At 40.7% G+C, this 23,981-nt stretch carries 25 protein-coding genes and 1 other RNA gene; 14 read left to right on the forward strand and 12 right to left on the reverse strand.

Annotation, left to right across the window (positions count from 1 at the left end; translation table 11 throughout):
* Positions 1–91 precede the first annotated feature (91 nt).
* The 3 genes from arcB (at position 92) to mtgA (ending at position 4,037) form a co-directional block, all read left to right on the forward strand.
* Complete coding sequence (arcB, locus tag GWI58_RS06645) at positions 92–2,428, forward strand: aerobic respiration two-component sensor histidine kinase ArcB (RefSeq protein ID WP_004245272.1); 2,337 nt, start codon at positions 92–94, stop codon at positions 2,426–2,428.
* Between the two features lie 236 nt (positions 2,429–2,664).
* Positions 2,665–3,315, forward strand: a complete 651-nt coding sequence (gene elbB, locus GWI58_RS06650) for an isoprenoid biosynthesis glyoxalase ElbB (protein ID WP_012368845.1) — start codon at positions 2,665–2,667, stop codon at positions 3,313–3,315.
* A gap of 20 nt (positions 3,316–3,335) precedes the next feature.
* Complete coding sequence (gene mtgA, locus GWI58_RS06655; RefSeq protein ID WP_004252674.1) at positions 3,336–4,037, forward strand: monofunctional biosynthetic peptidoglycan transglycosylase; 702 nt, start codon at positions 3,336–3,338, stop codon at positions 4,035–4,037.
* A gap of 3 nt (positions 4,038–4,040) precedes the next feature.
* Here the strand turns inward: mtgA and GWI58_RS06660 are convergent, their stop codons facing one another.
* The gene (locus GWI58_RS06660) at positions 4,041–4,922 is read right to left on the reverse strand and encodes a helix-turn-helix transcriptional regulator (RefSeq protein ID WP_004245268.1); all 882 of its coding nucleotides are present in this window, start codon (positions 4,920–4,922) and stop codon (positions 4,041–4,043) included.
* A 493-nt stretch (positions 4,923–5,415) separates the two neighbouring features.
* Between GWI58_RS06660 and GWI58_RS06665 the strand changes: the two genes are divergently transcribed.
* From GWI58_RS06665 to ureG, 7 genes are read left to right on the forward strand one after another with little or no spacing between them, the layout of a single operon-like run.
* Entirely contained in the window at positions 5,416–6,240 is an 825-nt protein-coding gene (locus tag GWI58_RS06665; RefSeq protein ID WP_161769021.1) for an urease accessory protein UreD, read from the forward strand.
* 21 nt (positions 6,241–6,261) lie between these two features.
* A complete protein-coding gene (gene ureA, locus GWI58_RS06670; RefSeq protein WP_004245265.1) occupies positions 6,262–6,564 on the forward strand; it encodes an urease subunit gamma in 303 nt (100 codons plus the stop codon).
* An 8-nt stretch (positions 6,565–6,572) separates the two neighbouring features.
* Entirely contained in the window at positions 6,573–6,899 is a 327-nt protein-coding gene (locus tag GWI58_RS06675) for an urease subunit beta (RefSeq protein WP_036971283.1), read from the forward strand.
* Positions 6,896–8,599 (forward strand): urease subunit alpha, encoded by a 1,704-nt coding sequence (gene ureC / locus GWI58_RS06680; protein ID WP_004245262.1) that lies wholly within the window; start codon positions 6,896–6,898, stop codon positions 8,597–8,599. Before GWI58_RS06675 ends, ureC begins: the two co-directional genes overlap by 4 nt.
* Positions 8,600–8,626: 27 nt before the next feature.
* Entirely contained in the window at positions 8,627–9,112 is a 486-nt protein-coding gene (gene ureE, locus GWI58_RS06685; protein WP_004245261.1) for an urease accessory protein UreE, read from the forward strand.
* A gap of 27 nt (positions 9,113–9,139) precedes the next feature.
* Complete coding sequence (locus GWI58_RS06690) at positions 9,140–9,808, forward strand: urease accessory protein UreF (protein ID WP_017628230.1); 669 nt, start codon at positions 9,140–9,142, stop codon at positions 9,806–9,808.
* 9 nt (positions 9,809–9,817) lie between these two features.
* Positions 9,818–10,435 (forward strand): urease accessory protein UreG, encoded by a 618-nt coding sequence (gene ureG, locus GWI58_RS06695; RefSeq protein WP_004245259.1) that lies wholly within the window; start codon positions 9,818–9,820, stop codon positions 10,433–10,435.
* 94 nt (positions 10,436–10,529) lie between these two features.
* On the opposite strand, the gene dolP is transcribed toward ureG, so the two are convergent.
* From dolP to GWI58_RS06715, 4 genes are all read right to left on the reverse strand, one after another.
* Positions 10,530–11,108, reverse strand: a complete 579-nt coding sequence (gene dolP, locus GWI58_RS06700) for a division/outer membrane stress-associated lipid-binding lipoprotein (protein WP_020945161.1) — start codon at positions 11,106–11,108, stop codon at positions 10,530–10,532.
* Positions 11,109–11,117: 9 nt separating this feature from the next.
* Complete coding sequence (gene diaA, locus GWI58_RS06705; RefSeq protein WP_004245257.1) at positions 11,118–11,708, reverse strand: DnaA initiator-associating protein DiaA; 591 nt, start codon at positions 11,706–11,708, stop codon at positions 11,118–11,120.
* Between the two features lie 22 nt (positions 11,709–11,730).
* A complete protein-coding gene (locus tag GWI58_RS06710; protein WP_004245256.1) occupies positions 11,731–12,108 on the reverse strand; it encodes a YraN family protein in 378 nt (125 codons plus the stop codon).
* Between the two features lie 104 nt (positions 12,109–12,212).
* Positions 12,213–13,985: a penicillin-binding protein activator gene (locus tag GWI58_RS06715; protein ID WP_071425589.1), complete on the reverse strand. Its 1,773-nt coding sequence runs from the start codon at positions 13,983–13,985 to the stop codon at positions 12,213–12,215.
* Between the two features lie 61 nt (positions 13,986–14,046).
* On the opposite strand from GWI58_RS06715, the gene rsmI reads away from it, so the two are divergent.
* Together rsmI and rnpB are read left to right on the forward strand one after the other, a co-directional pair.
* On the forward strand, positions 14,047–14,925 hold the full coding sequence (rsmI, locus tag GWI58_RS06720) for a 16S rRNA (cytidine(1402)-2'-O)-methyltransferase (protein ID WP_094959439.1): 879 nt from the start codon (positions 14,047–14,049) through the stop codon (positions 14,923–14,925).
* Positions 14,926–14,984: 59 nt separating this feature from the next.
* Positions 14,985–15,359, forward strand: an RNA gene (gene rnpB, locus GWI58_RS06725) — RNase P RNA component class A.
* Positions 15,360–15,458: 99 nt separating this feature from the next.
* On the opposite strand, the gene GWI58_RS06730 is transcribed toward rnpB, so the two are convergent.
* Entirely contained in the window at positions 15,459–16,163 is a 705-nt protein-coding gene (locus GWI58_RS06730; protein WP_004245251.1) for a pirin family protein, read from the reverse strand.
* Between the two features lie 114 nt (positions 16,164–16,277).
* On the opposite strand from GWI58_RS06730, the gene GWI58_RS06735 reads away from it, so the two are divergent.
* Complete coding sequence (locus tag GWI58_RS06735; protein ID WP_004245250.1) at positions 16,278–17,180, forward strand: LysR family transcriptional regulator; 903 nt, start codon at positions 16,278–16,280, stop codon at positions 17,178–17,180.
* A 72-nt stretch (positions 17,181–17,252) separates the two neighbouring features.
* Here GWI58_RS06735 and GWI58_RS06740 read toward each other — a convergent pair whose 3' ends face one another.
* The 5 genes from GWI58_RS06740 to GWI58_RS06760 all read right to left on the reverse strand — a co-directional run bounded on the left by GWI58_RS06740 (position 17,253) and on the right by GWI58_RS06760 (position 19,741).
* Positions 17,253–17,645 (reverse strand): DoxX family protein, encoded by a 393-nt coding sequence (locus tag GWI58_RS06740; RefSeq protein ID WP_004245249.1) that lies wholly within the window; start codon positions 17,643–17,645, stop codon positions 17,253–17,255.
* Positions 17,646–17,816: 171 nt separating this feature from the next.
* A complete protein-coding gene (locus GWI58_RS06745) occupies positions 17,817–18,122 on the reverse strand; it encodes a YqjK-like family protein (RefSeq protein WP_161769022.1) in 306 nt (101 codons plus the stop codon).
* Positions 18,106–18,516 carry a phage holin family protein gene (locus GWI58_RS06750; protein ID WP_004248939.1) on the reverse strand — a complete coding sequence of 137 codons (411 nt, stop codon included), beginning with the start codon at positions 18,514–18,516 and terminating at the stop codon, positions 18,106–18,108. Before GWI58_RS06750 ends, GWI58_RS06745 begins: the two co-directional genes overlap by 17 nt.
* 6 nt (positions 18,517–18,522) lie before the next feature.
* Complete coding sequence (locus GWI58_RS06755) at positions 18,523–18,828, reverse strand: DUF883 family protein (protein WP_004245246.1); 306 nt, start codon at positions 18,826–18,828, stop codon at positions 18,523–18,525.
* 244 nt (positions 18,829–19,072) lie between these two features.
* On the reverse strand, positions 19,073–19,741 hold the full coding sequence (locus GWI58_RS06760) for a DedA family protein (RefSeq protein WP_004245245.1): 669 nt from the start codon (positions 19,739–19,741) through the stop codon (positions 19,073–19,075).
* A 723-nt stretch (positions 19,742–20,464) separates the two neighbouring features.
* Here GWI58_RS06760 and sstT point away from each other — a divergent pair.
* On the forward strand, positions 20,465–21,718 hold the full coding sequence (sstT, locus tag GWI58_RS06765; RefSeq protein WP_012368852.1) for a serine/threonine transporter SstT: 1,254 nt from the start codon (positions 20,465–20,467) through the stop codon (positions 21,716–21,718).
* Positions 21,719–21,856: 138 nt separating this feature from the next.
* Here sstT and GWI58_RS06770 read toward each other — a convergent pair whose 3' ends face one another.
* Positions 21,857–23,875 (reverse strand): oxidoreductase, encoded by a 2,019-nt coding sequence (locus GWI58_RS06770; RefSeq protein ID WP_161769023.1) that lies wholly within the window; start codon positions 23,873–23,875, stop codon positions 21,857–21,859.
* Between the last annotated feature and the right edge of the window lie 106 nt (positions 23,876–23,981).

Genomic DNA, 23,981 nt, shown 5'->3' on the forward strand with positions numbered 1-23,981 from the left:
CGTGTTTTGGCTACAATTTTCTGAATGTTCACCACTTCGTCAATGTATTTTTAAGGTATCATTCTCTAGATTCAATCTATTGGAGTTTTCAATGAAATTGCTCAAAGGGCTTGCCCAATATTATGTAGATTTAATGATGAGGCTTGGGTTAATCCGCTTCTCATTACTGTTAGCATCCGCATTGGTTGTATTAGCGATGGTCGTACAGATGGCCGTGACATTCCTACTTGCCGGTGATGTCACTAGTATCGATCTGGTACGCTCTATCTTCTTTGGTTTGATTATTACCCCTTGGGCTGTCTATTTTCTTTCCGTGGTGGTAGAGCAACTTGAAGAATCACGACGTCGTTTATCGCGGATGGTCGATAAATTAGGTGTAATGCGACAGCGAGACTTAGAGCTGAATTCACAATTAAAAGAGAATATTGAGCAATTAAATTTAGAGATCCAAGAGCGTGAAAAAGTAGAAAAAGCCCACCTTGAACTATTGGAAAAACTCAAAAGTGAAATGAAGCGTCGTGAATTGACGCAAATTGAACTAGAGCAACAATCTTCCTTGTTACGCTCCTTCTTAGATGCCTCGCCAGATCTGGTCTACTATCGCAACGAAGATAATGAGTTTTCTGGTTGTAACCGTGCTACAGAGCTATTGACCGGTAAAAGTGAAAAGCAATTAATTGGCTTAACACCACTGGATGTGTATGACGAAGATATCGCCGTCAAAGTGATGGAAACCGATGAGAAAGTCTTTCGCCATAATGTGTCACTCACTTATGAGCAGTGGTTGGTGTATCCGGATGGGCGTAAAGCGTGTTTTGAGTTACGCAAAGTGCCCTTTTATGACCGAATTGGTAAGCGTCACGGCTTAATGGGCTTTGGACGTGACATTACAGAGCGTAAGCGCTATCAAGACGCGTTAGAAAATGCTAGCCGTGATAAGACCACCTTTATTTCTACAATCAGCCATGAGCTACGTACACCGCTTAATGGGATTGTGGGGTTAAGTCGTATTTTATTGGATACCGAATTATCACCAGAACAGCTCAACTACTTAAAAACTATCCATGTCAGTGCCATAACGTTAGGTAATATTTTTAACGATGTGATTGAAATGGATAAAATTGAGCGCAGAAAGATCCAGCTTGATAACCAACCTATCGACTTTACTGAATTTATCTCTGATTTAGAAAACCTATCGGGATTATTAGTCCAACCTAAAGGGTTAAAATTCACCTTAGAAGCGCAAGAAACGTTACCGCATAAAATTACCACCGATGGGACTCGTTTGCGTCAAATCTTATGGAACTTAATTGGTAATGCGGTGAAATTTACCCAAGAAGGGGAAATTAAAGTACGCATTTGGCAAGAAGCGCCTGATAAGTTGTTCTTTGAGGTGAAAGATAGTGGTATTGGTATCCCTCAAGGTGAACTTGAGAAAATCTTTGCCATGTACTATCAGGTCAACGACAGTCAAGGTGGACGTTCTGCAACGGGAACAGGTATTGGTCTTGCTGTCTCAAAACGCTTAGCACAGCATATGGGAGGCGATATTCATGTGGAGAGTGAGTTAGGACATGGTTCTATCTTTACGCTTTCCATTGTCGCTCCTGCGATTAAAGAGCAAAGTGATTTTGAAGAGGATGATGAATTATTGCTTCCTGCCCTTAATATCTTACTGGTTGAGGATATTGAGCTAAATGTTATCGTAGCATGTTCAGTATTAGAGAAATTAGGCAACACGGTAGATGTGGCGATGACTGGGCAAGAGGCTTTGCAAATGTTTAAGCCGGGTGAATATGACTTAGTGCTGTTAGACATTCAATTACCTGATATGACCGGATTTGATATTTCAAGAAAATTACGTCAAGAGTTTGATAGCAGTGAACTGCCGCCATTGATTGCCTTAACCGCCAATGTCTTAAAAGACAAAAAAGAGTATTTAGACGCTGGAATGAATGATGTGCTCAGTAAACCGCTTTCTGTGGATGCGTTGACAGCCATTATTAATAAATTCTGGGGAGATGAAGCGGTTTCCGTGACATCTAGTGAGTCACCTCAATTGTTGAGTAAAAATGAAGAGTTACTCGATATCGACATGCTGAATCAATACATCGAACTTGTCGGACCTCAATTAATCACGGATGGTTTAGATGTTTTTGAAAAGATGATGCCAAGTTACCTGTCTGTCCTTGAATCTAATCTGACGGCACGTGATCAAAAGGGCATCACTGAGGAAGGACATAAAATCAAAGGCGCGGCAGGCTCTATAGGTTTAAAACATTTACAGCAACTGGCAAAACAGATCCAATCTCCAGAATTACCTGCATGGTGGGATAATGTTCAGGAATGGGTAGACGAGTTAGAAAGAGATTGGAGAAAGGATGTAGAAAGTTTAAGAAACTGGTTGGCAGACGCTAGAAAAAAATAACCCCAACCGAAGGTTGGGGTGCGCGAATACTGCGCCAACACCAGGGAAACTTTTCTACTCGCTTTTTTGATTATCATTACATAGGCGAATAGGATGAAGCTATTCCATACATCATACAAGCAACAAAATAGCAAATATAAGTTTTTTTGTTACAAGAAACATTTAAATATGTGATGGCGATTGGTGTTTACACCTATAAATGGGTAACTAGTAATCTACTACAAATGGAGAAAGATATGAAATCAATTGCGGTAATTTTAAGTGGTTGTGGTGTCTTTGATGGCAGTGAAATTCACGAATCAGTGCTCACAATGCTTGCTTTAAGCCAAAATAAAGCTGAGGTTCATTATTTTTCACCTAATGATTTTCAACCTACTGTAATTAATCATATTACTGGAGAAGAAAAAGCAGAAAAAAGGAATATGATGGAGGAGGCTTCGCGTATTTCTCGTGGGAAAATATCGCCTTTATCAGATGCTAAGGCTGAAAACTTTGATGCGGTAATTATCCCCGGAGGTTTTGGTGCAGCAAAGAACTTATGTAATTTCGCCACGAAAGGTGTTCAGTGTGAAATTAACCAACAGCTCTTAACTTTTGTTCAAAAGATGCATCAACAGAAAAAACCACTAGGTTTAATGTGTATTGCCCCCGTTATGTTACCAAAGATGTTAAATGCCCCAGTAAAACTAACCATTGGTAATGATGCAAAAACGGCAGAAATGATCACCGAAATGGGAGGGATACATATTAATTGTCCTGTCGACGAAATAGTGGTTGATGATGAGTATCGGGTGGTGACCACCCCTGCATATATGCTGGCAGAATCGATAGCTCAAGCGCAGGTGGGGATTGAGAAGCTGGTTAAAAAAGTACTGGAAATGGCATAACAATAGAGTGAATACAGCAGATGGTACTAGTGAGAAAGTTAAAGAAACTATTAATTATTCTAATTGCTTTATGGTTAGGGATAGTTGTCCTGTTTTCTTTTTTACCGGTGCCTTTTTCTGCTGTAATGCTACAAAGACAAATTTCTTCGTGGAGTAAGTTTGATTTTTCTTATGTATCCCATTCTACATGGGTTAATGAAAATGAGATATCCCCACAGATCTATTTAGCGGTAATAGCCTCTGAAGATCAAAATTTTCCAAAACATTGGGGATTTGATTTCGATGCGATTGAAAAAGTTTTCCAAAATAGCCTGCAAAGCTCAAAAACGATACGAGGTGCCTCTACTATTTCACAACAAACGGTCAAAAACTTATTTTTGTGGGATGGGCGCAGTTGGATAAGAAAAGGACTTGAAGCCGGAATGACGCCAGTGGTGGAGCTGATTTGGTCTAAAAAACGTATTTTAACCGTTTATCTGAATATCGTAGAGTTTGGCGACGGTATTTTTGGGGTTGAGCAGGCTTCTCAGCACTATTTTCGCAAGCCTGCTAAACAACTCACCGCCCATGAGGCGGCTTTATTAGCCGCTGTTTTACCTAATCCACATATTCTTCATGTTAATAAGCCTTCCGCGTATTTGCTAAAACGTCAGCAGTGGATCTTAAATCAAATGCGGTTAATGGGAGGAACTTCGTTTTTAAGCAAAAATGCGTTGTTATAACCCTTAAAATACTTTTTTTATTGATTCGTCATTTTGTGACGCCATTGTTGCTATTGCATTCGGATCGTTTGCTTGGCGGGATTGAGTGCGAAATTGCGATGGTGTCATACCATATTTACGTTTAAATGCGTCACAAAAATAAGCATTACTACCAAAACCACAGCGATGACTAATTTGAAATACAGAATAGTTAGAAAAGGTGAGGTAATTTAATGCGATCCCCATTCTGACATCCAACAGTAATTGACAAAACGAAACGCCCTCTTTACTTAAATGGCGACGTAATGTTGATGGCGTAGTATAGAGCGTTTTTGCTACATCCTCTAAATGCCATTTACGTTGCGGATCTTGTGTTATTAGATGAGTAATCGCCTGATTTTTTGGCTCATCATAATTAAAACGAAAAATATTAAGAATATCGACCCCTTCGTGATAAACCGCCAGCAAAATAAAAAAGAGGCTCTGTTGCATAAACAGGGTCTCTTGAGAGGGGGTGCCATGTTCAAGCGGTAGACATTGCTGAAGTAACGTAAAATTAGTTTTAACCACCTCAGGTGTTGATAGATGATAATCAGGAAGATGACGAGTAATCGGTGCCCCTGATTTTATTAATGGTTTAAGTAAAGAGAACACAGATTGTAATTCAGTTTCAGACAGTACTAAGGTATGTAATTCAATCGGTTTGGTCGGGAAAAAATTTGTCACATCACAAGAAACTTGACTATATTTAGGAATAATCAACGTGAGATTAGTGGTGACTGTGATAGTTTGCCCATTAATACAAATCTCACCTTTTGCACCATATACCATCGCGATCATCGGGTTTTCGATGTAAAACGTTTTTAAGGATATTTGGTTAGAAGAAAGTATGTGTTTGTATTCCATTGTCTTAGATATACCACAGGCAAGTTCAAAATGAACATGGGTTAAAATAAACAAAGCTTAAAGTTAACCACTTAATTTGTGAACTTATAAGCAGTAAGCATGGGTTTTATTATCACAATATTCCTATTGCGAAACCGCGTCGTTATACCGAATAGTATAAGAGTGGCTCAGAATATAATCTTGTTGCTGAGCAATAACAATATCGATATCTGTTCATTTTTTACTTTTATTTTTACCATTGTTATTTTTTCTAAACAAATTGCTGTTTATTTAAAACGCATTTTTTGAAACTCGGTGTAAAATCGCGCGGCATTGATGGAGCGCTTTATCCTGTTTGAGGAAAATGCAATTTATCTTTATTCACACCCTACCCAACATTCATTTCATTATTTTCTCGGTGATTTTGAATGACATAATCTGATGGGTAGTGCGGTATATATTCGTCTATTTCCTGATTTATTTGATCAATTTTGCCAAGTTGGCAGGAGTGGGTATGCCTGACTTTTCTGAGAAGGGTTGGCTTGCTGACATCGCTTTACGATATGAGTTAAAGCGAGGAAAGACATGTCTTACTGAAAAACGTCATCTCGGCCCCTTAATGGTTCAGCGACCTTTTTATCCAGAGCAAGGTGTTGCACATACCTATTTGTTGCATCCTCCTGGTGGGGTGGTCGGTGGTGATACGTTATCCATTAATATTAATGTGCAACCTTACGCACATGCCCTATTAACAACGCCGGGGGCGACAAAATTTTATCGTAGTGCAGGAGGCACTGCATCGCAAACGCAGACATTGACGGTTGCACAAGAGGGCTTTTTAGAGTGGTTACCCCAAGAGAATATCTTTTTTCCTGATGCTCAAGTGTGTTTAACCACACATATTCATTTAGCCTCATCAGCGAAATTTATCGGCTGGGAAATGCAGTGTTTGGGACGCCCAGTTTTAAATGAGTGGTTTGAAACTGGCAAGGTAAAAGGGCGCTTAAATTTTTATGTTGATGAGAGATTAATTTTAACAGAGTCAATGCGGGTTGAAGGCTTACAAAAACAAGCTGCCGCAATGCGTGAATTTCCTATGTTTGGCTCGCTTTATATTTATCCTGCAACCGATGCATTAAAAGAGATTATTCAACACCATTTAGAGAAGGTAAATCCCCTAGTTGAATATGGTTTAACGGATGTTGATGGCATTTTAGTTTTACGTGTATTAGGGACGCAAACCGAGCCGATGATGGCGTGTTTTGCGCAAGTATGGCAAATCGTCAGACAGCACTGGCTAGGTTATTGCCCTGAGCCACCGCGGATCTGGGCGACATAATCGTTTATTTTAGGAGCAGAAATGGAATTAACACCAAGAGAAAAAGATAAATTACTGCTTTTTACTGCAGGCCTTGTTGCAGAAAGACGTTTAGCTAAGGGATTAAAACTTAATTACCCTGAAGCTGTCGCCTTGATTAGCTGCGCCATTATGGAAGGCGCACGAGAGGGGAAAACAGTTGCTCAATTAATGAGTGAAGGACGTACTGTTTTAACCGCAGAGCAAGTAATGGAAGGGGTGCCAGAGATGATAAAAGATGTTCAAGTAGAGTGCACTTTCCCCGATGGCACCAAATTGGTTTCAATTCACTCACCTATTGTGTAGGTAATAACATGATCCCCGGTGAAATTAGAGTTAATGCAGCATTAGGCGATATTGAACTGAATGCTGGTCGCGAGACAAAAACCATACAGGTGGCTAATCATGGCGATAGACCTGTACAAGTCGGCTCTCATTACCACTTTTATGAAGTGAATGAGGCTCTCAGGTTTACACGAGAAGAGACATTAGGTTTTCGTTTAAATATTCCTGCTGGTATGGCTGTGCGCTTCGAGCCAGGTCAAAGTCGCACTGTTGAGTTAGTGGCTTTTGCAGGAAAACGTGAAATTTATGGTTTTCATGGCAAAGTGATGGGTAAATTGGAGAGTGAGAAAAAATGAAAACTATCTCACGTCAAGCTTATGCGGATATGTTTGGCCCAACAACAGGCGATCGTTTGCGATTAGCAGATACCGAGCTGTTTCTTGAAATTGAAAAAGATTTCACCACTTATGGCGAAGAGGTCAAATTTGGTGGTGGTAAAGTTATTCGTGATGGTATGGGGCAAAGCCAAGTTGTTAGTGCTGAGTGTGTCGATGTTCTGATCACCAATGCCATTATTTTAGATTATTGGGGCATTGTAAAAGCAGATATTGGCATTAAAGATGGCCGTATTGTTGGTATTGGCAAGGCAGGTAATCCAGATGTTCAGCCCAATGTGGATATTGTCATTGGCCCCGGAACAGAAGTTGTCGCGGGAGAAGGTAAAATAGTCACTGCTGGTGGTATTGATACCCATATCCACTTTATTTGTCCACAACAAGCCCAAGAAGGTCTCGTTTCTGGCGTAACCACCTTTATTGGTGGAGGAACAGGCCCTGTGGCGGGTACTAATGCAACCACAGTTACCCCCGGTATTTGGAATATGTACCGCATGTTAGAGGCGGTGGATGAATTACCTATTAATGTGGGTTTATTTGGTAAAGGTTGTGTCAGTCAGCCCGAAGCAATCCGCGAACAAATAACAGCGGGTGCTATAGGTCTTAAAATACATGAAGACTGGGGGGCAACGCCAATGGCAATTCACAATTGCCTTAATGTCGCCGATGAAATGGATGTACAGGTGGCTATTCATTCTGACACCTTAAATGAAGGTGGTTTTTATGAAGAGACAGTAAAAGCCATTGCCGGTCGAGTGATCCATGTATTCCATACCGAAGGCGCAGGTGGCGGTCATGCCCCTGATGTTATCAAGTCGGTAGGAGAGCCCAATATTTTACCTGCATCAACCAACCCAACGATGCCTTATACCATTAATACCGTGGACGAGCATCTTGATATGTTGATGGTCTGTCATCATCTCGATCCCTCTATTCCTGAAGATGTGGCATTTGCTGAATCTCGTATTCGTCGCGAAACCATTGCTGCAGAAGATATCTTACATGATATGGGGGCAATTTCGGTGATGTCGTCAGACTCACAAGCCATGGGTCGAGTCGGAGAAGTTATCTTACGCACTTGGCAGTGTGCACATAAAATGAAATTGCAACGAGGCACATTAGCGGGTGATAGCGCAGATAATGATAATAATCGTATTAAACGTTATATCGCTAAATACACGATTAACCCGGCACTGGCACATGGTATTGCTCATACGGTGGGATCAATAGAAAAAGGTAAACTTGCGGATATCGTGCTATGGGATCCCGCTTTCTTTGGCGTCAAACCAGCACTTATCATAAAAGGTGGTATGGTCGCTTATGCGCCAATGGGGGATATTAATGCGGCTATTCCAACCCCGCAACCGGTTCATTATCGTCCAATGTATGCCTGTCTAGGAAAAGCAAAATATCAAACGTCGATGATCTTTATGTCAAAAGCGGGTATTGAGGCGGGAGTGCCAGAAAAATTAGGCTTAAAAAGCTTAATTGGTCGTGTGGAGGGCTGTCGTCATATCACAAAAGCTTCGATGATCCACAATAACTATGTTCCTCATATCGAATTAGATCCACAAACTTACATTGTTAAAGCGGATGGTGTACCACTGGTTTGTGAGCCAGCGACTGAATTACCGATGGCTCAACGCTATTTCTTATTTTAACCAGCGTTTTTATTGAGAATTTATTGAATGAAAAAATTTACTCAGATTATTGATCAACAAAAAGCGCTTGAACTAACCTCTACAGAAAAGCCAAAGTTAACCCTTTGTCTTACCATGGATGAGCGCACCAAAAGTCGCTTAAAAGTGGCTTTAAGTGACGGGCAAGAAGCCGGGCTATTTTTGCCTCGAGGCACCGTACTTAAAGAGGGGGATATTCTGCTGTCAGAAGAGGGCGATGTTGTCACCATTGAAGCGGCTAAAGAGCAAGTATCAACGGTTTATAGTGACGATCCATTATTGCTTGCTCGTGTTTGTTATCACTTAGGTAACCGACATGTACCATTGCAAATAGAAGCGGGTTGGTGTCGTTATTTTCACGATCATGTATTAGATGATATGGCTCGCGGCTTAGGGGCTACGGTGGTGGTTGGCTTAGAAAAATACCAACCTGAGCCGGGGGCTTATGGTGGATCATCCGGTGGTCATCACCACCACCATGATCACCATCATTAATGGCACTGCGATCATCAAAGGAGGTGCATGATGCTAGCTGATCTGCGCTTATATCAATTAGTTAGCCCCTCTCTTCCGGTAGGTGCCTTTACTTATTCTCAAGGGTTAGAGTGGGCCATTGAAAAAGGTTGGGTATGCTCAGCAGAAACCTTGTCAGATTGGTTAAGCGCACAAATGACCGGAACATTAGCCACTCTCGAGCTTCCTATATTGCGGCAATTACAAACGAGTTTGGCAAAGGGTGATAGCGATACAGTGAAATATTGGTGTGACTTTATGGTCGCAAGTCGCGAAACCAAAGAGTTAAGGCAGGAAGAGCGTCAACGGGGGATTGCTTTTGCCCGTTTACTCCCTCAATTAGGCATTGAATTAGACGATACGTTACAACAGCGGGTTAAACAGACGCAATTAATGGCGTTTGCGTTAGCTGCCGTGCATTGGCATATCGATAGTGAAAAGCTCTGTTGTGCCTATGTTTGGGGCTGGTTAGAAAATACGGTGATGTCTGGGGTAAAACTGGTGCCATTAGGGCAAAGCGCAGGGCAAAAAATATTGTTTGCTCTAGCTGAGCAGATCCCCGCTATTGTTGAGTTATCGGCACATTGGCCACAAGAGGATATTGGCAGTTTTACGCCAGCTCAAGTGATCGCCAGTAGTCGCCATGAAACTCAATATACTCGACTTTTTCGTTCATGAGATAAAGAGATGCAAGAATATAATCAACCACTGCGTATTGGTGTTGGTGGCCCTGTTGGTTCAGGAAAAACAGCACTATTAGAAGTTCTTTGTAAAGCTATGCGCGATAGTTACCAAATCGCCGTTGTTACCAATGATATATATACACAAGAAGATGCAAAAATTTTAACTCGTGCGCAGGCTCTTGATGCGGATCGGATCATTGGTGTTGAAACAGGAGGATGTCCTCATACGGCTATTCGTGAAGATGCTTCAATGAATTTGGCTGCCGTAGAAGAGTTGGCGATGCGCCATAAAAACTTAGATATTGTTTTTGTCGAAAGTGGCGGAGATAACTTAAGTGCGACCTTTAGCCCTGAATTGGCTGATCTTACTATTTATGTTATTGATGTTGCAGAAGGTGAGAAGATCCCTCGCAAGGGGGGGCCGGGGATCACACATTCTGATCTGCTGGTGATCAACAAGATCGATCTTGCGCCTTATGTGGGAGCGTCATTAGAAGTGATGGAAGCGGATACAGCAAAAATGCGTCCTGTGAAACCTTATGTTTTTACTAACTTAAAAGAGAAAGTAGGTTTAGAGACGATTATCGATTTTATTATTGATAAAGGTATGTTGAGACGTTAATCACTATGAGTACCAGTATCGGTTATCGCTGTTACAATGACCGATACTGGTAAAATAATACGCTATCACCACGTGATACCCATCAGCGATACATTTAGTTTAGATAGGTAAATGCCGTTGTTACTTTAACAACACCTTTGGTTTCACTGGCAATTTTAGCGGCTGCAGCCCCTTCTTGACGGGTCAATATCCCTAATAAGAATACTTCGCCATTTTCGGTGATCACTTTTACGGAAGATGATTTGACGGCATCGCTAGCTAAAATTTGTGAACGTACTTTAGTGGTTAACCATGTATCTGAAGAAGCAGTGCCTAATGTCACAGGCTCACCTTGGCGAATTTCATTATAAACATTGTTTACTCCTTCCACTTTGCTGGCAACTTGTTTAGCCGTCTCAGCCACTGACATATCTGGACTTTGTCCAGTTAACAATACATTACCTTGATAAGCGGTGGCGACAATGCGCGCATTACTGTTCTTGATCTGTTGGTTTTTATTTAGAGCACCAGAAACTCGGGCTTCCAATGTGCCATCATCAACTTGTTGTCCTAATGAACGAGGATCGGTTGCGGTTTTGCCAGCAACGGCAGCAGTACCCACAACAGCGGCACCAATACAGCCTTGTAGCAATAGCGCGGAACAAAGTACTGCGGTAATCGGAAGCAATTTCATAGTAACTCCTTAGTCATCCTGATGTGGGAATAATGTATTATCAATTAAGTCGCAGAGACAATTGACCGTTAACATCTGCACTTCCTGTATTCTGACTGTACGCTGAGAGGGGATCCTGATCTCCACATCTTGAGGGCCTAATAATCCAGCAAGCTCACCGCCATCATAGCCAGTCAGTGCAACAATGGTCATATCTCGAGTAACAGCGGCTTCAACAGCTTTAATAATGCTTCTGCTATTACCATGAGTGGAAATAGCTAACAGTACATCACCTGCTTGCCCTAATGCCCGTACTTGTTTGGCATAAATTTCATCATGTTGCTGATTTCCCATAATGGCGGTCATCACAACACTGTCGGTATTTAAAGATAATGCCGGTAAACTTGGGCGCTCTGTTTCAAAACGATGGATCATACTCGCGGCAAAACGTTGAGCCGTTGCTGCTGAGCTACCGTTGCCACAGCTTAATATTTTATGTCCGTTTAACAAAGATTGAACCATCATCATGGCAGCTCTGGAAATGGCATCGGGTAACGCTTCTGCTGCTGCAATTTGAGTTTGAATACTCTCTGTAAAGCAGACTTTTATTCTATCAAGCACGTTAAGACCTATATAATCTAATTTAACGAATAAATTCCGTATGATCGAGAATGTTTTTTAGCCATATTAACTGGCGTTGATCAAATGCACAAATATCAAAGCGACAGTTAACCGTCTCGATACTTTGTTGGCGCTGAGCTAACCAACAATTGGCGGCGTACCATAAGCGGCGCCGTTTACTGTAGGTCACTGAGCTGATTGCATCACCAAATTGTGCACTACGCCGAAAGCGGACTTCAACAAATATCCATGTTCTATTACCCTGCATAATAAGATCAATTTCTCCACAGGGATATCGGACATTACGCTCAATTAACTTTAACCCTTGTTGGCGCAAGTAATTTAACGCTTTTCTCTCATAATATTGTCCGACTAGATAAGTACTTTTAGGAATAATCATCCATGATTTCCTGATGTTATCTCTTATAAATAAACCGCCTCAAGGTAAAGTCAACTCCTTATCCGGAGACTTCAAAGAGGCGGTTTATGGGGTAAATTGCTTACTTATTGTCCCACAGGTTCAATTTTACCTTGTTTAAATTGCATCCATGGGAGTTGTCGATAAATAGTGCAATTATCTTCCACACGTAAAGAGCCAGAAACACCATTGAACTGTAAGGTTCCTTTGGTGAGTTCATTGTAATTGTTTGCTAATGACCATGCATCAATACCCATAGCGTAAAGGCGCATTAATGAGTAATCGTTCGCAAATTTACTGGATGCTTTTTGCATTAACGGTAAATTTGCTCCCGTCATAAGAGGAATATCACTAAATTGGATACCGTCCATTTCCATACGAAAATCTGGCCCCATTCCCCCTTGATTACTGCGTGAGCTGACATAAATCGGTGGGCGTTTTTTGGTACTGATTGCCATATCAATCATTGGTTTAATCAATGTTAACTCATCGCTAGTGGCAATGATATACACAGAATCAATAGCACCGTTTGTTGTTGGCATTGAAGCGGTATCTAATGGCAGTGGTGCATTGTCTGTTGGCAATACCGGGGTTCCTGTCATTCGAATACCCACGCCACGATTAATTGAACTTTTTAGACTATCAAGAGAGCCAAAAGTTTGTTGTAAGACGGTTCCACCCCCGCTACGCTGCCACTCATCCGCAAAAGTTTGTGCCATTCTTTGACCGAATTTATTGTCAGGAACGATAATGAGTGGGTTAGATTTTTGTTGCTGGCGTAAGTGTTGAGCCGCATTACGAGTTTCATCTTCTGGGGAAAGTGAAAAGAAACACACTGTAGTAGCAAGAGGAATATTATCAACTTCATTTAGCGCTAAAACAGGTAAACCACTTTTTAATTCAATGGTTTTGATCACTTCGGGTTTTAATAGTGGCCCCACAATTAAATCAGCACCCTCTTGTTGCACTTTTTTTAGTAACAGATCAATGGGTTGGCTATTGGTATCATACATAATCACTTGGCGATTATTTTGGACAATAGGATCTAATTGCACGCGGCTATTACCCGCAAAGGCTTCGGTTTCTTTTGCTGAAATAGCGTCACTATTTTCAGCGCCTTCCGCTGTATTATCATCTGTTGAATTATCGTTTTCCGTTGTCGCAGTGTCTGCATTCGGAGATGAAATACCTAATTCTGCTAAAATGGAAGCTAAACTATCTTGTTGGGGGGCTTCTGGCGCTGCATTAGCTTGAGGTTGAGGTAAACCTTCTTTAGCATCGGTAAAGCCTTGCATAATAGCATTACCAAACACTTTAGCTTGTCCTGTTAACGGTAATAATAATGCGATTTTTCCGCTGTTACTGACGGCAGATTGTGATTGGCGCAATAACAGCGTCGGTAATGTTAGCGCTCCTGGATTGCGTGGATAGCGTGTTTGCCATTCGCGTATTGCTTGGGATAATTTATCCGCATCATCTTGGTTATATTCATAAGTGTTGAGTAAATCTAACCAGCCTTGTAATGTATTTTCATCAGCTTTGATCACTACACTACGACGTTGTTCAGGTGTAAGCTTCGTGAGTGTTAACCAAGTATCATCAATATTTTGCTGATGTAATACAGGATCAGTGATAAGGGGTTCTAGGCCAATATAGGCACGGATCACATCTAAAGAGGCTTGTCCGTTCGCATCATCAATGACTTTCTGAAATTGTTTCATTTCCACTTGCGCTTTTTCAGCAGGTGTCAGTGGCTGTTGTTGTTGCCCCGTCAGGGTACAACCTGACATAATCAAGGCAGAAAGTATTGCAGTATAGGATAAACCTGTTTTAAAACGCACAAAAATTGAGGAAAGCATACTGTACCCAGTGATGTTTTATAATTATGCTCAATTTTAAATCGGTCATTCGGAATAAACAATGAATCAACCTAATCGAGCAGCGGTAACGACATCCACACTGTACATAGTACCCACACCCATTGGTAATCTGGGCGATATCACCCAGCGGGCACTTGATGTGCTGTCTCATGTCGATTTAATAGCTGCAGAAGATACCCGTCATACAGGGCTTCTATTACAGCATTTTGCCATTAACGCACGTTTGTTTGCGTTACATGATCATAATGAACAGCAAAAAGCAGATCAATTAATTAGCAAATTACAACAAGGGCTAAGTATCGCATTAGTCTCTGATGCAGGTACACCATTAATTAATGATCCCGGCTATCATTTAGTCAATCAGTGTCGCAAAAACGGCATAAAAGTGGTGCCATTACCTGGGGCATGTGCGGCAATTACCGCGCTATCAGCCGCCGGATTACCTTCTGACCGTTTTTGTTATGAAGGTTTTTTACCAGCAAAAACAAAAAGTCGTCAAGATTGTTTGCGTGATTTAGCACAAGAGCCCCGTACTTTAATCTTTTATGAGTCCACCCACCGTTTATTAGATAGTTTAGCGGATATGGTGACGGTTTGGGGGGAAGCGCGCTATATTGTATTGGCAAGAGAATTAACCAAAACGTGGGAAACCATTCAAGGAATGCCTGTTGGGGAATTACTTAACTGGGTTCGTGAAGATGAAAATCGCCGTAAAGGGGAAATGGTATTAATTGTTGAAGGGTATCAAAAGCCACAAGAAGACCATTTTGCCCCAGAAGTATTACGCACATTGGCGATTTTACAAAAAGAGTTACCTTTGAAAAAGGCGGCAGCAGTTACCGCTGAGATTTATGGCGTGAAGAAAAATGCGTTGTACAAACACGTCATTGCGCAAAATGAAGCGGAACAAGATCAGTAAAACGATTTTTTGTTTCTTTCGCTATACATTAACGCGGAAAATCCTTATAATCCGCCCCCTGAGTTGACTAGACAACCGCTGCTTTATCGTTGTCCCTTCGGGGAGACGGATAGAGGGGAGGAAAGTCCGGGCTCCACAGGGCAGGGTGCCAGATAACGTCTGGGAGGCGCGAGCCTACGACAAGTGCAGCAGAGAGTAAACCGCCGATGGCCTGTTTACAGGATCAGGTAAGGGTGAAAGGGTGCGGTAAGAGCGCACCGCGCAACTGGTAACAGTTTGTGGCATGGTAAACTCCACCCGGAGCAAGACCAAATAGGGGTTCTTATGGTGCGGCCCGCATTGAACCCGGGTAGGTTGCTGGAGCCAGCGCGCAAGTTCTGGCCTAGATGAATGGTTGTCCACGACAGAACCCGGCTTAACGGTCAACTCACCTTATATAAAACCCTCGATTCACTCTGTGGCTCGAGGGTTTTCTGCTTTATTGCTATTGCTAGTGTGATGATAAATGATTGTTCGCTGATATCGCTAGCTGATTAAGAAACGATATCAATAAAAAGACCACGAAAAGCCTTTTGACATCTTAGCGCTAGCATATTGCTATCTTGAATAAAAGCACCATCACCACAACGGATTTCCCCAAGCTCTTGCTCTGAGGTTTGGAAATGGACACCGCCTTTGATAGATTGCAAATAGCCTTTCTGACCCTGTATCGGCAAGGTTATTTCATCCCCTTGCGCTAAATTAATATGATAGAGCCAGATATTTTGCCTTAGCATCAAACTGCCATTATCCCCTGATGGGGAAGCCAATAATTGATATTTTAAATCTTCATTTAAAGCTAATTTTTGTGAAGCGATGCTCTCTTGTTGTGGGCACGCGTTTAGCCATAATTGAATACGAGTTAATGGGGTATCTGGACTACTATTTCTTTCAATGTAAGTTTCTGTATTATGAGGCGAAATTAATAAACACTCGTTTTGTTTGGCAGTAAGTGTTCGCCCCATATTATCAAGATAAGTCGCTTCACCTCTTAAGATCAGGTTGACGACATCCACATGAGGATAGGTTTTTGCTTTAAACTCAGAATTTGGTGCGAGCACTTCTTGGTTCAGTACTCTTAATGTGCCATAGTCTAAAAAATGAGGATCGAAATAGTGGCCAAAGGAGAATGTGTAGCGAGCTTGTAGCCAGCCATAGTCCGCTTTGCCACACTGTTGTGCTGTTCTGTATTTTATCATCGCGGTACTTTTCGAGTCGATTAATCAATATATTCATCATAGAGATATGGACTGTAGATTGTTAGCAAGTTAATCTGGTGCCAATAATCAAATTATTTGATAGAGATAAGTATAATGAGTAAAGATAAAGCCATTACATTGGAATCTCTACGAGTGATGGATGCCATTGATCGTAGAGGAAGTTTTGCTGCCGCCGCTGATGAGCTAAATCGCGTCCCATCAGCACTCAGTTATACCATGCAGAAATTAGAAGAAGATTTGGATGTTGTGCTATTTGACCGTTCAGGACATCGAACTAAATTTACTAATGTGGGAAGAATGTTACTTGAAAGAGGGCGTATTCTTCTTGAAGCTGCAGATAAATTAACTTCTGATGCTGAAGCGCTAGCTCGCGGTTGGGAGCCACATATTACGATTGTGTGTGAAGCATTAACACCCGCCTCTCGCTTATTCCCGTTAGTTGAGAAATTAGCTGAAAAATCAAATACACAACTCTCTTTAGTCACCGAAGTGCTTGCTGGAGCATGGGAGAGCTTAGAAAGTGGTAAATGTGATATTGTTATTTCACCGGATATGCATTTTCGTTCTTCATCAGAAATCAATTTCCGCCCTTTATATAATACCACCAGTGTCTATGTTGCCAGCCCTGATCACCCTATCCATAATGAACCTGAACCACTTGCAGAAGAAACTCGCTTAAAATATCGCGGTATTGCTATCGCCGATACCGCAAGAGAACGACCTGTTTTAACTGTACTGTTATTAGATAAACAGCGTCGTTTAACGGTGAGTTCGATTGAAGATAAACGTCGAGCATTAATTGCCGGTTTAGGGGTTGCTACTATGCCTATTGATTTAATTGAAGATGATTTAAAAGAGGGGCGTTTACGTGTGGTTGGCCCTGAATATCATCATGAAAATAATATTATTATGGCGTGGCGCAGAGACAGTATGGGAGAAGCTAAATCCTGGTGTTTACGCGAAATTCCTAAATTGTTTGCTGCGGATAAAAAATAGTTTGTTCGCTAGAGTTTGAGAATACAATTAAAAAAGATCCCCTAGAGGATCTTTTTATTATTAAATCTATTATTACCAATTTTTCTTAAATAGGCGATCTAAGCTCCATTTACCCGGACCTGTGATAACCAGTAATAAATAGCCGCCGGCAATAGTCATATTTTTCATAAACATTAACTGATTTGCCCCTTCTGCAAAGTTAGTGTGGAACAGTAGTGCGGTTAACAGCGTAAATACACTGGTAAAGATAGCCGTTGTGCGAGTTAAGAAACCGAATAATATAGCTAATCCACCCCCTAACTCTAATAAAATGGTTAAAGGTAATAAGGCTCCCGGAACACCCATTGATTGCATATATTGTTGAGTACCTTCATAGGCTTCAATTTTTCCATACCCTGCGCTGATAAATAAAATTGGCATGAGAATACGTGCGATTAATAAGGCAATGTTTTCAAAATTCTTCATGATGTTTATTCCTGATAAAATTTTATATTATTTAATATATCTGTATTTTATTTGTTTAATTGCCAGTTTTTAGTGTAAATAACCACTGTTTGGCTTGAGATATACAATAAAGAAAAAATAATATGGAGGATATTAAGAAGAATTAACATTCTTACACAAAAAAATTGATGTTTAGTCAGCGGTTTTTTTGACAGACTTCTGTAATGTGCGTATTAAACCAACAGCGCCTATCGCCCGTCGTCCCCAACGAACCAGTTTTTTAGGGTGCTTAATGCTATAAAGAGATACCACGCTTGCCCCTATTAACAAGATAGGTTTTAACGAGGTTAAGATATTCCATGCTTTATCATAAGGCGCAGTGACCTCTAACCATGTTTGCCTCTCTTGCGCTAATTGAGTGCGCTGTTGTTGAATTTCATCCAACAACAGCTTTTTGCGTCTTGCTAATGCTAGGGTGCGTCTATTTTGTTTGCTCATCGCGATATTGCTCCAAAAGACGCTTATCTAATTCTAGTTGTTGGCGAGTATCACCTAACAGCGTTGAATTGCGGGCTTTTCTCAATGTCATGATAGCACCTATTAAGGCACCAACTAGCAAAATAGCCGTTGTAATCGCTAAAGCATGAATACGATATTCAGGTGGGATCACCCAAAAGAGGAGAATAAGTAGACTCATTAAGCCAAAGGCGGTGAGTAATAAGGTGATCCCCGCCATTAAAATAAGCTGAATAAGTGTAATTTTTTCTTCTTCTAGTTCGATGGCGATTAATTTTAGGCGGGTTTCAACCATGCCAACGATAACAGCGCCAATACGACTAAGAGAATTCAGAACCCCGGATGCGGGGCCCTGTGGTCTTTGAGTATCACTCATTATGGATTAACGTTTCGAAAGTAGAACACCGAGTACGACACCTACTGCCGCGCCAATACCAACACCTGTCCATGGGTTTTCACGCACATAGTTGTCCGCTTTACCCGCCATTTCTTTAGTGTTATCGACGATTTCTCTACCTGCATCACTGAGTTTTGCACGAGAGCCACGTAGCGCATATTCAGCTTTTTCTCGTAAACTTTGTAATTCCTCTTTTGATTTATCTGCCGAGGAGTTCAGAACTTCTTCTAGAGTATCAGCCAGAGATTTTAATTCACTACGCAGATCTTCATTTGAACGTTGGTGTGACATGAGTAACTCCTTTAATCAAGATATGAGGTTATACCTATAACAATAGACTAGATTTACCATATAATAAAATTAAATAATGACTTAATTCCCTAAAAAAGAGAAAAGTCTTATTCTTGCCAAGGGTGATATTAAAAAAATAATCAGTAATAGCTTGAAATAAAAAACAAAAGCCTGTTTTAATCATAAAACAGGCTTTAAGATGCTAAATATTAACGCTATAAAAAATAATAGAAATAGCGATAGATTACGGTTGATTACTCTGTTTACTTTTCTTCTTAATGACGACCCATACACTCCCGATTAGGCCAATCACTAATAAACAAACAGGCAGTAGCATCAGAAAATTCATTAAATGATGCTCATATTGGCGGAATAACGGACTATTTCCTAATAAATAGCCTAAGGTGGTTAAAATACCAACCCATAACAGACCACTTAGCCAATTAAAAACTTGAAAACGACCGTTTTGTAAGCCAGCAAGGCCGGCAATAGTCGGCAATAATGTTCTAACAAAAGCGAGAAAACGACCAATAAGTAACGCCGCCAAGCCATGTCGATGGAAAAGTCCATGGGCTCGTTGGTGGTAGTGTTCTGGTAAATGTGATAACCAACTTCGTACAAGTCGGGTGTTACCAAGCCACTTCCCTTGCAGATAACCCAGCCAACAACCTAAGCTAGCACCTGCCGTTAGAATAAGTAAGGTTAATGGAAAATCCATGGTTCCTTTAGCAATTAACACACCCACTAAAATTAATAAGCTGTCTCCTGGTAAGAAAGCTGCGGGTAGTACTCCGTTTTCTAGGAATAGTATGCTGAATAATAAAATGTAAATAATCCAAAGCAGTGAGGGATTCGCTAAGGTTTCGTAATCTTGATGCCAAAGCGCCAAGAACAGCTCTCTTACGATTTCCATATAAAAGGCTTCCTAAAACTGAGTCATTCGGGGGTAAATACAAAAACATTCTCTCTTGTTATCTATTTACCCGTAATACATATCATAGGGTTTATTTTTCATTGTTTAAAACAGCAACACTCTAACAAAATCAATAAAAACTAGACAGAAAATTTTTTCACTTAAATACCCTACAAGCGCTTCATTGAGCAAGAATATTTGAAAAAAGACATTCACTTTTGTTTTCCAGTTTAGGATACGTTGTTTTAAAGAAAAAACCTTAAGAAAACGTAATAATAGAATTACTATGGTGATGTTTTACTGAGATAAAAAAGCATTATTTTTCCTTGCTGATTGAAGCTAATATCATGGTTATTTATTCATCAAAAAAAGTGTTTTAAAGTTGCCAATTGGCTAGTTAAACCAATTAAAATGTTATTAAAAAGTTAAAATTAAACTCATCAAGTGATTAAGAAAAATCAAGGTAAATAGTATAAGAGTTAGTTTTTTATTTAACGATTAAATCTAACCTCATGATAATAATAATTTCTTTCATTTGTGGTCTGTACGTTAAAAAGAACAAAACCCTATTATGATCACAATTGTGTTATTTTGTTGTTAACAAAAATAGCTAATGATGTATATTTTGCAAAATAAGCTTTTCAGCAAGATTCATTTCCTTATACTGGCAAAAGCAAGCACACAATTGCTTTTTTAAATATTATTTTAAGTAATGGAATAACTATGGATAAACAACAATCCAGAGTACTTAACCTGCTTTTTCAGGGAAGTCTCGTTAAACAAATACTTGCTGGTTTAATTGCGGGTATTTTACTGGCTTGGTTAGCACCAGAAGTGGCTAAAATGATGAGCTTATTAGGTAACTTATTTATTAGTGCCTTAAAAGCCGTTGCGCCTGTTTTAGTCTGGGTATTGGTTATGGCTTCGATTGCCAACCACCGTCAAGGACAAAAAACCAGTATACGTCCCATATTAGTGCTTTATCTGCTCGCGACTTTCTTTGCTGCACTGACAGCAGTAGTGGCAAGCTTTGTGTTTCCCTCAGTATTAACGCTAGTTGTCAACGATTCACAGCTATCGCCACCTGAAAATATTGCTGAAGTCTTAAAAGGTGTATTAATTAATGTGGTGGCTAACCCTGTAGATGCACTGATTAACGGCAATTATATGGGGATTTTAGCTTGGGCTATTGGCTTAGGTTTAGCGTTACGCCATGCAAGTGATACGACTAAAGCATTAACACAAGATTTTGCAGATGCGGTAACTAACCTTGTGCGTGTGGTGATCCGTTTAGCGCCAATCGGGATTTTTGGCTTGGTGTCATCAACCATTGCTACGACTGGCTTTAAAGCTTTAGCTGGCTACTTGCATGTCTTACTTGTTTTAATTGGTTGTATGCTGTTTGTTGCGCTCGTTGTCAACCCATTGATTGTATTTTGGAAAATTCGCCGTAATCCTTATCCATTAGTATGGGCTTGCTTACGTGAAAGTGGTGTTACTGCCTTTTTTACGCGTAGTTCAGCGGCTAATATTCCGGTGAATATGGCAATGTGTCGTCGTATGAATTTAAATGAAGATACCTATTCTGTCTCGATCCCATTAGGTGCGACCATTAATATGGGGGGAGCGGCAATCACTATTACTATTTTAACACTTGCTGCGGTAAATACCTTGGGTATGCCTGTGGATATTCCAACAGCCTTATTGCTAAGCCTTGTTGCTGCTATTTGTGCTTGTGGTGCATCAGGGGTTGCTGGTGGCTCGTTACTGTTAATTCCGCTTGCTTGTAGCATGTTCGGTATTAGTAATGATCTTGCGATGCAAGTAGTTGCGGTAGGTGTGATGATTGGTGTCTTACAAGATTCAGCAGAGACTGCATTAAACTCATCAACTGATGTGCTATTTACCGCAACGGTCTGCATAGCCGAAGATGAGCGTTTAGTTGCCAATCCATTAACTGAAAAAAATAATGGCTAAAGAGTATAAGTAGTAAATAGATATAAAGAGTAGTAAGACAGGAAGGGTAGTAAGTAACAACAAAAATTAATAATAAAAACAGAACCCCATATAGGAAACTATATGGGGTTTCTGGTTATTGATATGATAAATCGAGTGTTAAATAGTAAGTGCTAATTCTGTTCCCTGCTTAATGGCTCGTTTGGCATCTAATGCTTTAGCCTCTTTTGCCCCGCCAATAAGATGGACGGTTTTATTTTCTTGTTGTAACGCTTGCAGTAGCGGACGATAAGATTGTTGCCCGGTACATAAAATCACGCTATCAGCTGCGAGCAGTTGCTGTTGTTCGTTATGTTCAATTATTACTCCTTGCTCGGTAATTTTTTGATAATGGCAGCCAGTTAGCCATTTGACCCCTTTTTTCTGCAATGTTAAGCGATGTATCCAGCCTGTTGTTTTACCTAAACTTAAGCCAAATTTCCCACTTTTACGTTGCGTCATAACAATCTGTTTGTCTTTTTTAATAAAAGGATCGGCTGAGGTGATCCCTCCGCGATGCGTAAGTGTTGGGTCAATTCCCCACTCTTTATTAAATGCACAAGGGCTTAAACTACTGCATTGGCCAGTTTGGGTAAGATAAAGGCCAGTGTCAAAACCAATACCACCACTGCCAATAATCACCACTTTTTCGCCGGTTGGCTGATGGTATTTAAGGACATCAAGATAGGTTTTTACTATCGGATTATCATGGCCATCAATCTCTGGAATATGAGGGATAACACCACTGGCTAAAATAATTTCATCAAAATATTGCAGATGGGAAAGTGTCGCTTCCGTATTATTTTTTACGATCACCCCTGTGATTTGCAATTGCCGCTTAAAGTAGCGCAATGTCTCTTTAAATTCTTCTTTACCCGGAATTTGACTGGCAATATTGAGTTGTCCACCAATACGGTCTTCTTTTTCAAATAAAGTAATATGATGACCACGTTTAGCTGCTGTAATGGCAAATGCTAATCCTGCGGGGCCTGCGCCAACGACAGCAATTTTTTTAGGGGCTTGAGTCGGGGTTAAAATAAGCTCTGTTTCTCGACAGGCAAAAGGGTTTACAAGACAAGATGCCGGGTGACCACTGAATATTTCATCTAAGCAGGCTTGGTTGCAGGCAATACAGGTGTTTATCTCATCCTCGCGACCAAGTTGCGCTTTCAATACGAATTGCGGATCGGCAAGAAAAGGACGCGCCATAGACACCATATCTGCACAGCCTTCCGCTAAAATAGCTTCAGCCACTTGAGGTGTATTGATACGATTAGAAGTGATAAGAGGAATGTTGATTTTTCCCATCAATTGGCGAGTGACATAAGCAAATTGCCCTCTTGGCACCATAGTGGCAATAGTGGGGATACGGGCTTCATGCCAACCAATACCACTGTTGATTAGGGTTGCTCCGGCTTTTTCTACTGCTTGAGCAAGATAAAATACCTCTGAGGCATTAGCTCCCTCGGTAATTAAATCTAACATTGATAAACGATAGATAATGATAAAGTGTTCACCCACAGCTTCTCTTATGCCAGCTAAAATACGTAATGCAAAACGACAGCGATTTTCAATAGAGCCACCCCATTGATCATCGCGTTGATTCGTATGACTTACTAAAAACTGGTTAATTAAATAGCCTTCAGATCCCATGATCTCAACACCATCATAGCCTGCTTTCTGAGCCAACTTAGCGCAATGAATATAATCTTCAATAGTTTGTTCTATCTGCTCATGACTCATTGCTTGGGGCATAAAAGGGGTGATAGGCGATTGGATCGCTGAAGGGGCGACTAAATTAGGCTGATAACTATAACGACCAGTATGTAAAATCTGTAAAGCGATTTTCCCATCCTGTTTATGTACCGCATCAGTGACTAATTGATGAGAAGCGAGTTGATCTTCTGACATTAGCGTTGCTGCATGTGGCAACAATACACCTTGCTTATTAGGGGAGATCCCACCGGTGACAATAAGTGCCACCCCTGCCGCAGCTCTTTGAGCATAAAATTCAGCAAGCTTAGGTGCATCATGTGGATCTTCTTCTAGTCCGGTATGCATCGAGCCCATCAAAATACGATTTTTAAGCGTAGTAAACCCTAAATCAAGGGGAGAAAATAAATAAGAATAGTGTGCCATCAGATACCTTTTTTATACTGGTCAGATGAGATATCTATAGCATAACGAGAAGTTGCTGATTAAGAGTTGATTATGTTAATAAGTTGTGATCTTAATCATGGAAAAG

It is taken from the genome of Proteus sp. G2674 (genome assembly GCF_009915195.1).
Classification (GTDB): Bacteria; Pseudomonadota; Gammaproteobacteria; order Enterobacterales; family Enterobacteriaceae; genus Proteus; species Proteus mirabilis.

Coding starts and splice junctions, on each gene's coding strand:
- arcB (WP_004245272.1), top strand. CDS start 92: ATGAAATTGCTCAAAGGGCTTGCCCAATATTATGTAGATTTAATGATG.
- elbB (WP_012368845.1), top strand. CDS start 2,665: ATGAAATCAATTGCGGTAATTTTAAGTGGTTGTGGTGTCTTTGATGGC.
- mtgA (WP_004252674.1), top strand. CDS start 3,336: ATGGTACTAGTGAGAAAGTTAAAGAAACTATTAATTATTCTAATTGCT.
- GWI58_RS06660 (WP_004245268.1), bottom strand. CDS start 4,922: ATGGAATACAAACACATACTTTCTTCTAACCAAATATCCTTAAAAACG.
- GWI58_RS06665 (WP_161769021.1), top strand. CDS start 5,416: ATGCCTGACTTTTCTGAGAAGGGTTGGCTTGCTGACATCGCTTTACGA.
- ureA (WP_004245265.1), top strand. CDS start 6,262: ATGGAATTAACACCAAGAGAAAAAGATAAATTACTGCTTTTTACTGCA.
- GWI58_RS06675 (WP_036971283.1), top strand. CDS start 6,573: ATGATCCCCGGTGAAATTAGAGTTAATGCAGCATTAGGCGATATTGAA.
- ureC (WP_004245262.1), top strand. CDS start 6,896: ATGAAAACTATCTCACGTCAAGCTTATGCGGATATGTTTGGCCCAACA.
- ureE (WP_004245261.1), top strand. CDS start 8,627: ATGAAAAAATTTACTCAGATTATTGATCAACAAAAAGCGCTTGAACTA.
- GWI58_RS06690 (WP_017628230.1), top strand. CDS start 9,140: ATGATGCTAGCTGATCTGCGCTTATATCAATTAGTTAGCCCCTCTCTT.
- ureG (WP_004245259.1), top strand. CDS start 9,818: ATGCAAGAATATAATCAACCACTGCGTATTGGTGTTGGTGGCCCTGTT.
- dolP (WP_020945161.1), bottom strand. CDS start 11,108: ATGAAATTGCTTCCGATTACCGCAGTACTTTGTTCCGCGCTATTGCTA.
- GWI58_RS06710 (WP_004245256.1), bottom strand. CDS start 12,108: ATGATTATTCCTAAAAGTACTTATCTAGTCGGACAATATTATGAGAGA.
- GWI58_RS06715 (WP_071425589.1), bottom strand. CDS start 13,985: ATGCTTTCCTCAATTTTTGTGCGTTTTAAAACAGGTTTATCCTATACT.
- rsmI (WP_094959439.1), top strand. CDS start 14,047: ATGAATCAACCTAATCGAGCAGCGGTAACGACATCCACACTGTACATA.
- GWI58_RS06730 (WP_004245251.1), bottom strand. CDS start 16,163: ATGATAAAATACAGAACAGCACAACAGTGTGGCAAAGCGGACTATGGC.
- GWI58_RS06735 (WP_004245250.1), top strand. CDS start 16,278: ATGAGTAAAGATAAAGCCATTACATTGGAATCTCTACGAGTGATGGAT.
- GWI58_RS06740 (WP_004245249.1), bottom strand. CDS start 17,645: ATGAAGAATTTTGAAAACATTGCCTTATTAATCGCACGTATTCTCATG.
- GWI58_RS06745 (WP_161769022.1), bottom strand. CDS start 18,122: ATGAGCAAACAAAATAGACGCACCCTAGCATTAGCAAGACGCAAAAAG.
- GWI58_RS06750 (WP_004248939.1), bottom strand. CDS start 18,516: ATGAGTGATACTCAAAGACCACAGGGCCCCGCATCCGGGGTTCTGAAT.
- GWI58_RS06755 (WP_004245246.1), bottom strand. CDS start 18,828: ATGTCACACCAACGTTCAAATGAAGATCTGCGTAGTGAATTAAAATCT.
- GWI58_RS06760 (WP_004245245.1), bottom strand. CDS start 19,741: ATGGAAATCGTAAGAGAGCTGTTCTTGGCGCTTTGGCATCAAGATTAC.
- sstT (WP_012368852.1), top strand. CDS start 20,465: ATGGATAAACAACAATCCAGAGTACTTAACCTGCTTTTTCAGGGAAGT.
- GWI58_RS06770 (WP_161769023.1), bottom strand. CDS start 23,875: ATGGCACACTATTCTTATTTATTTTCTCCCCTTGATTTAGGGTTTACT.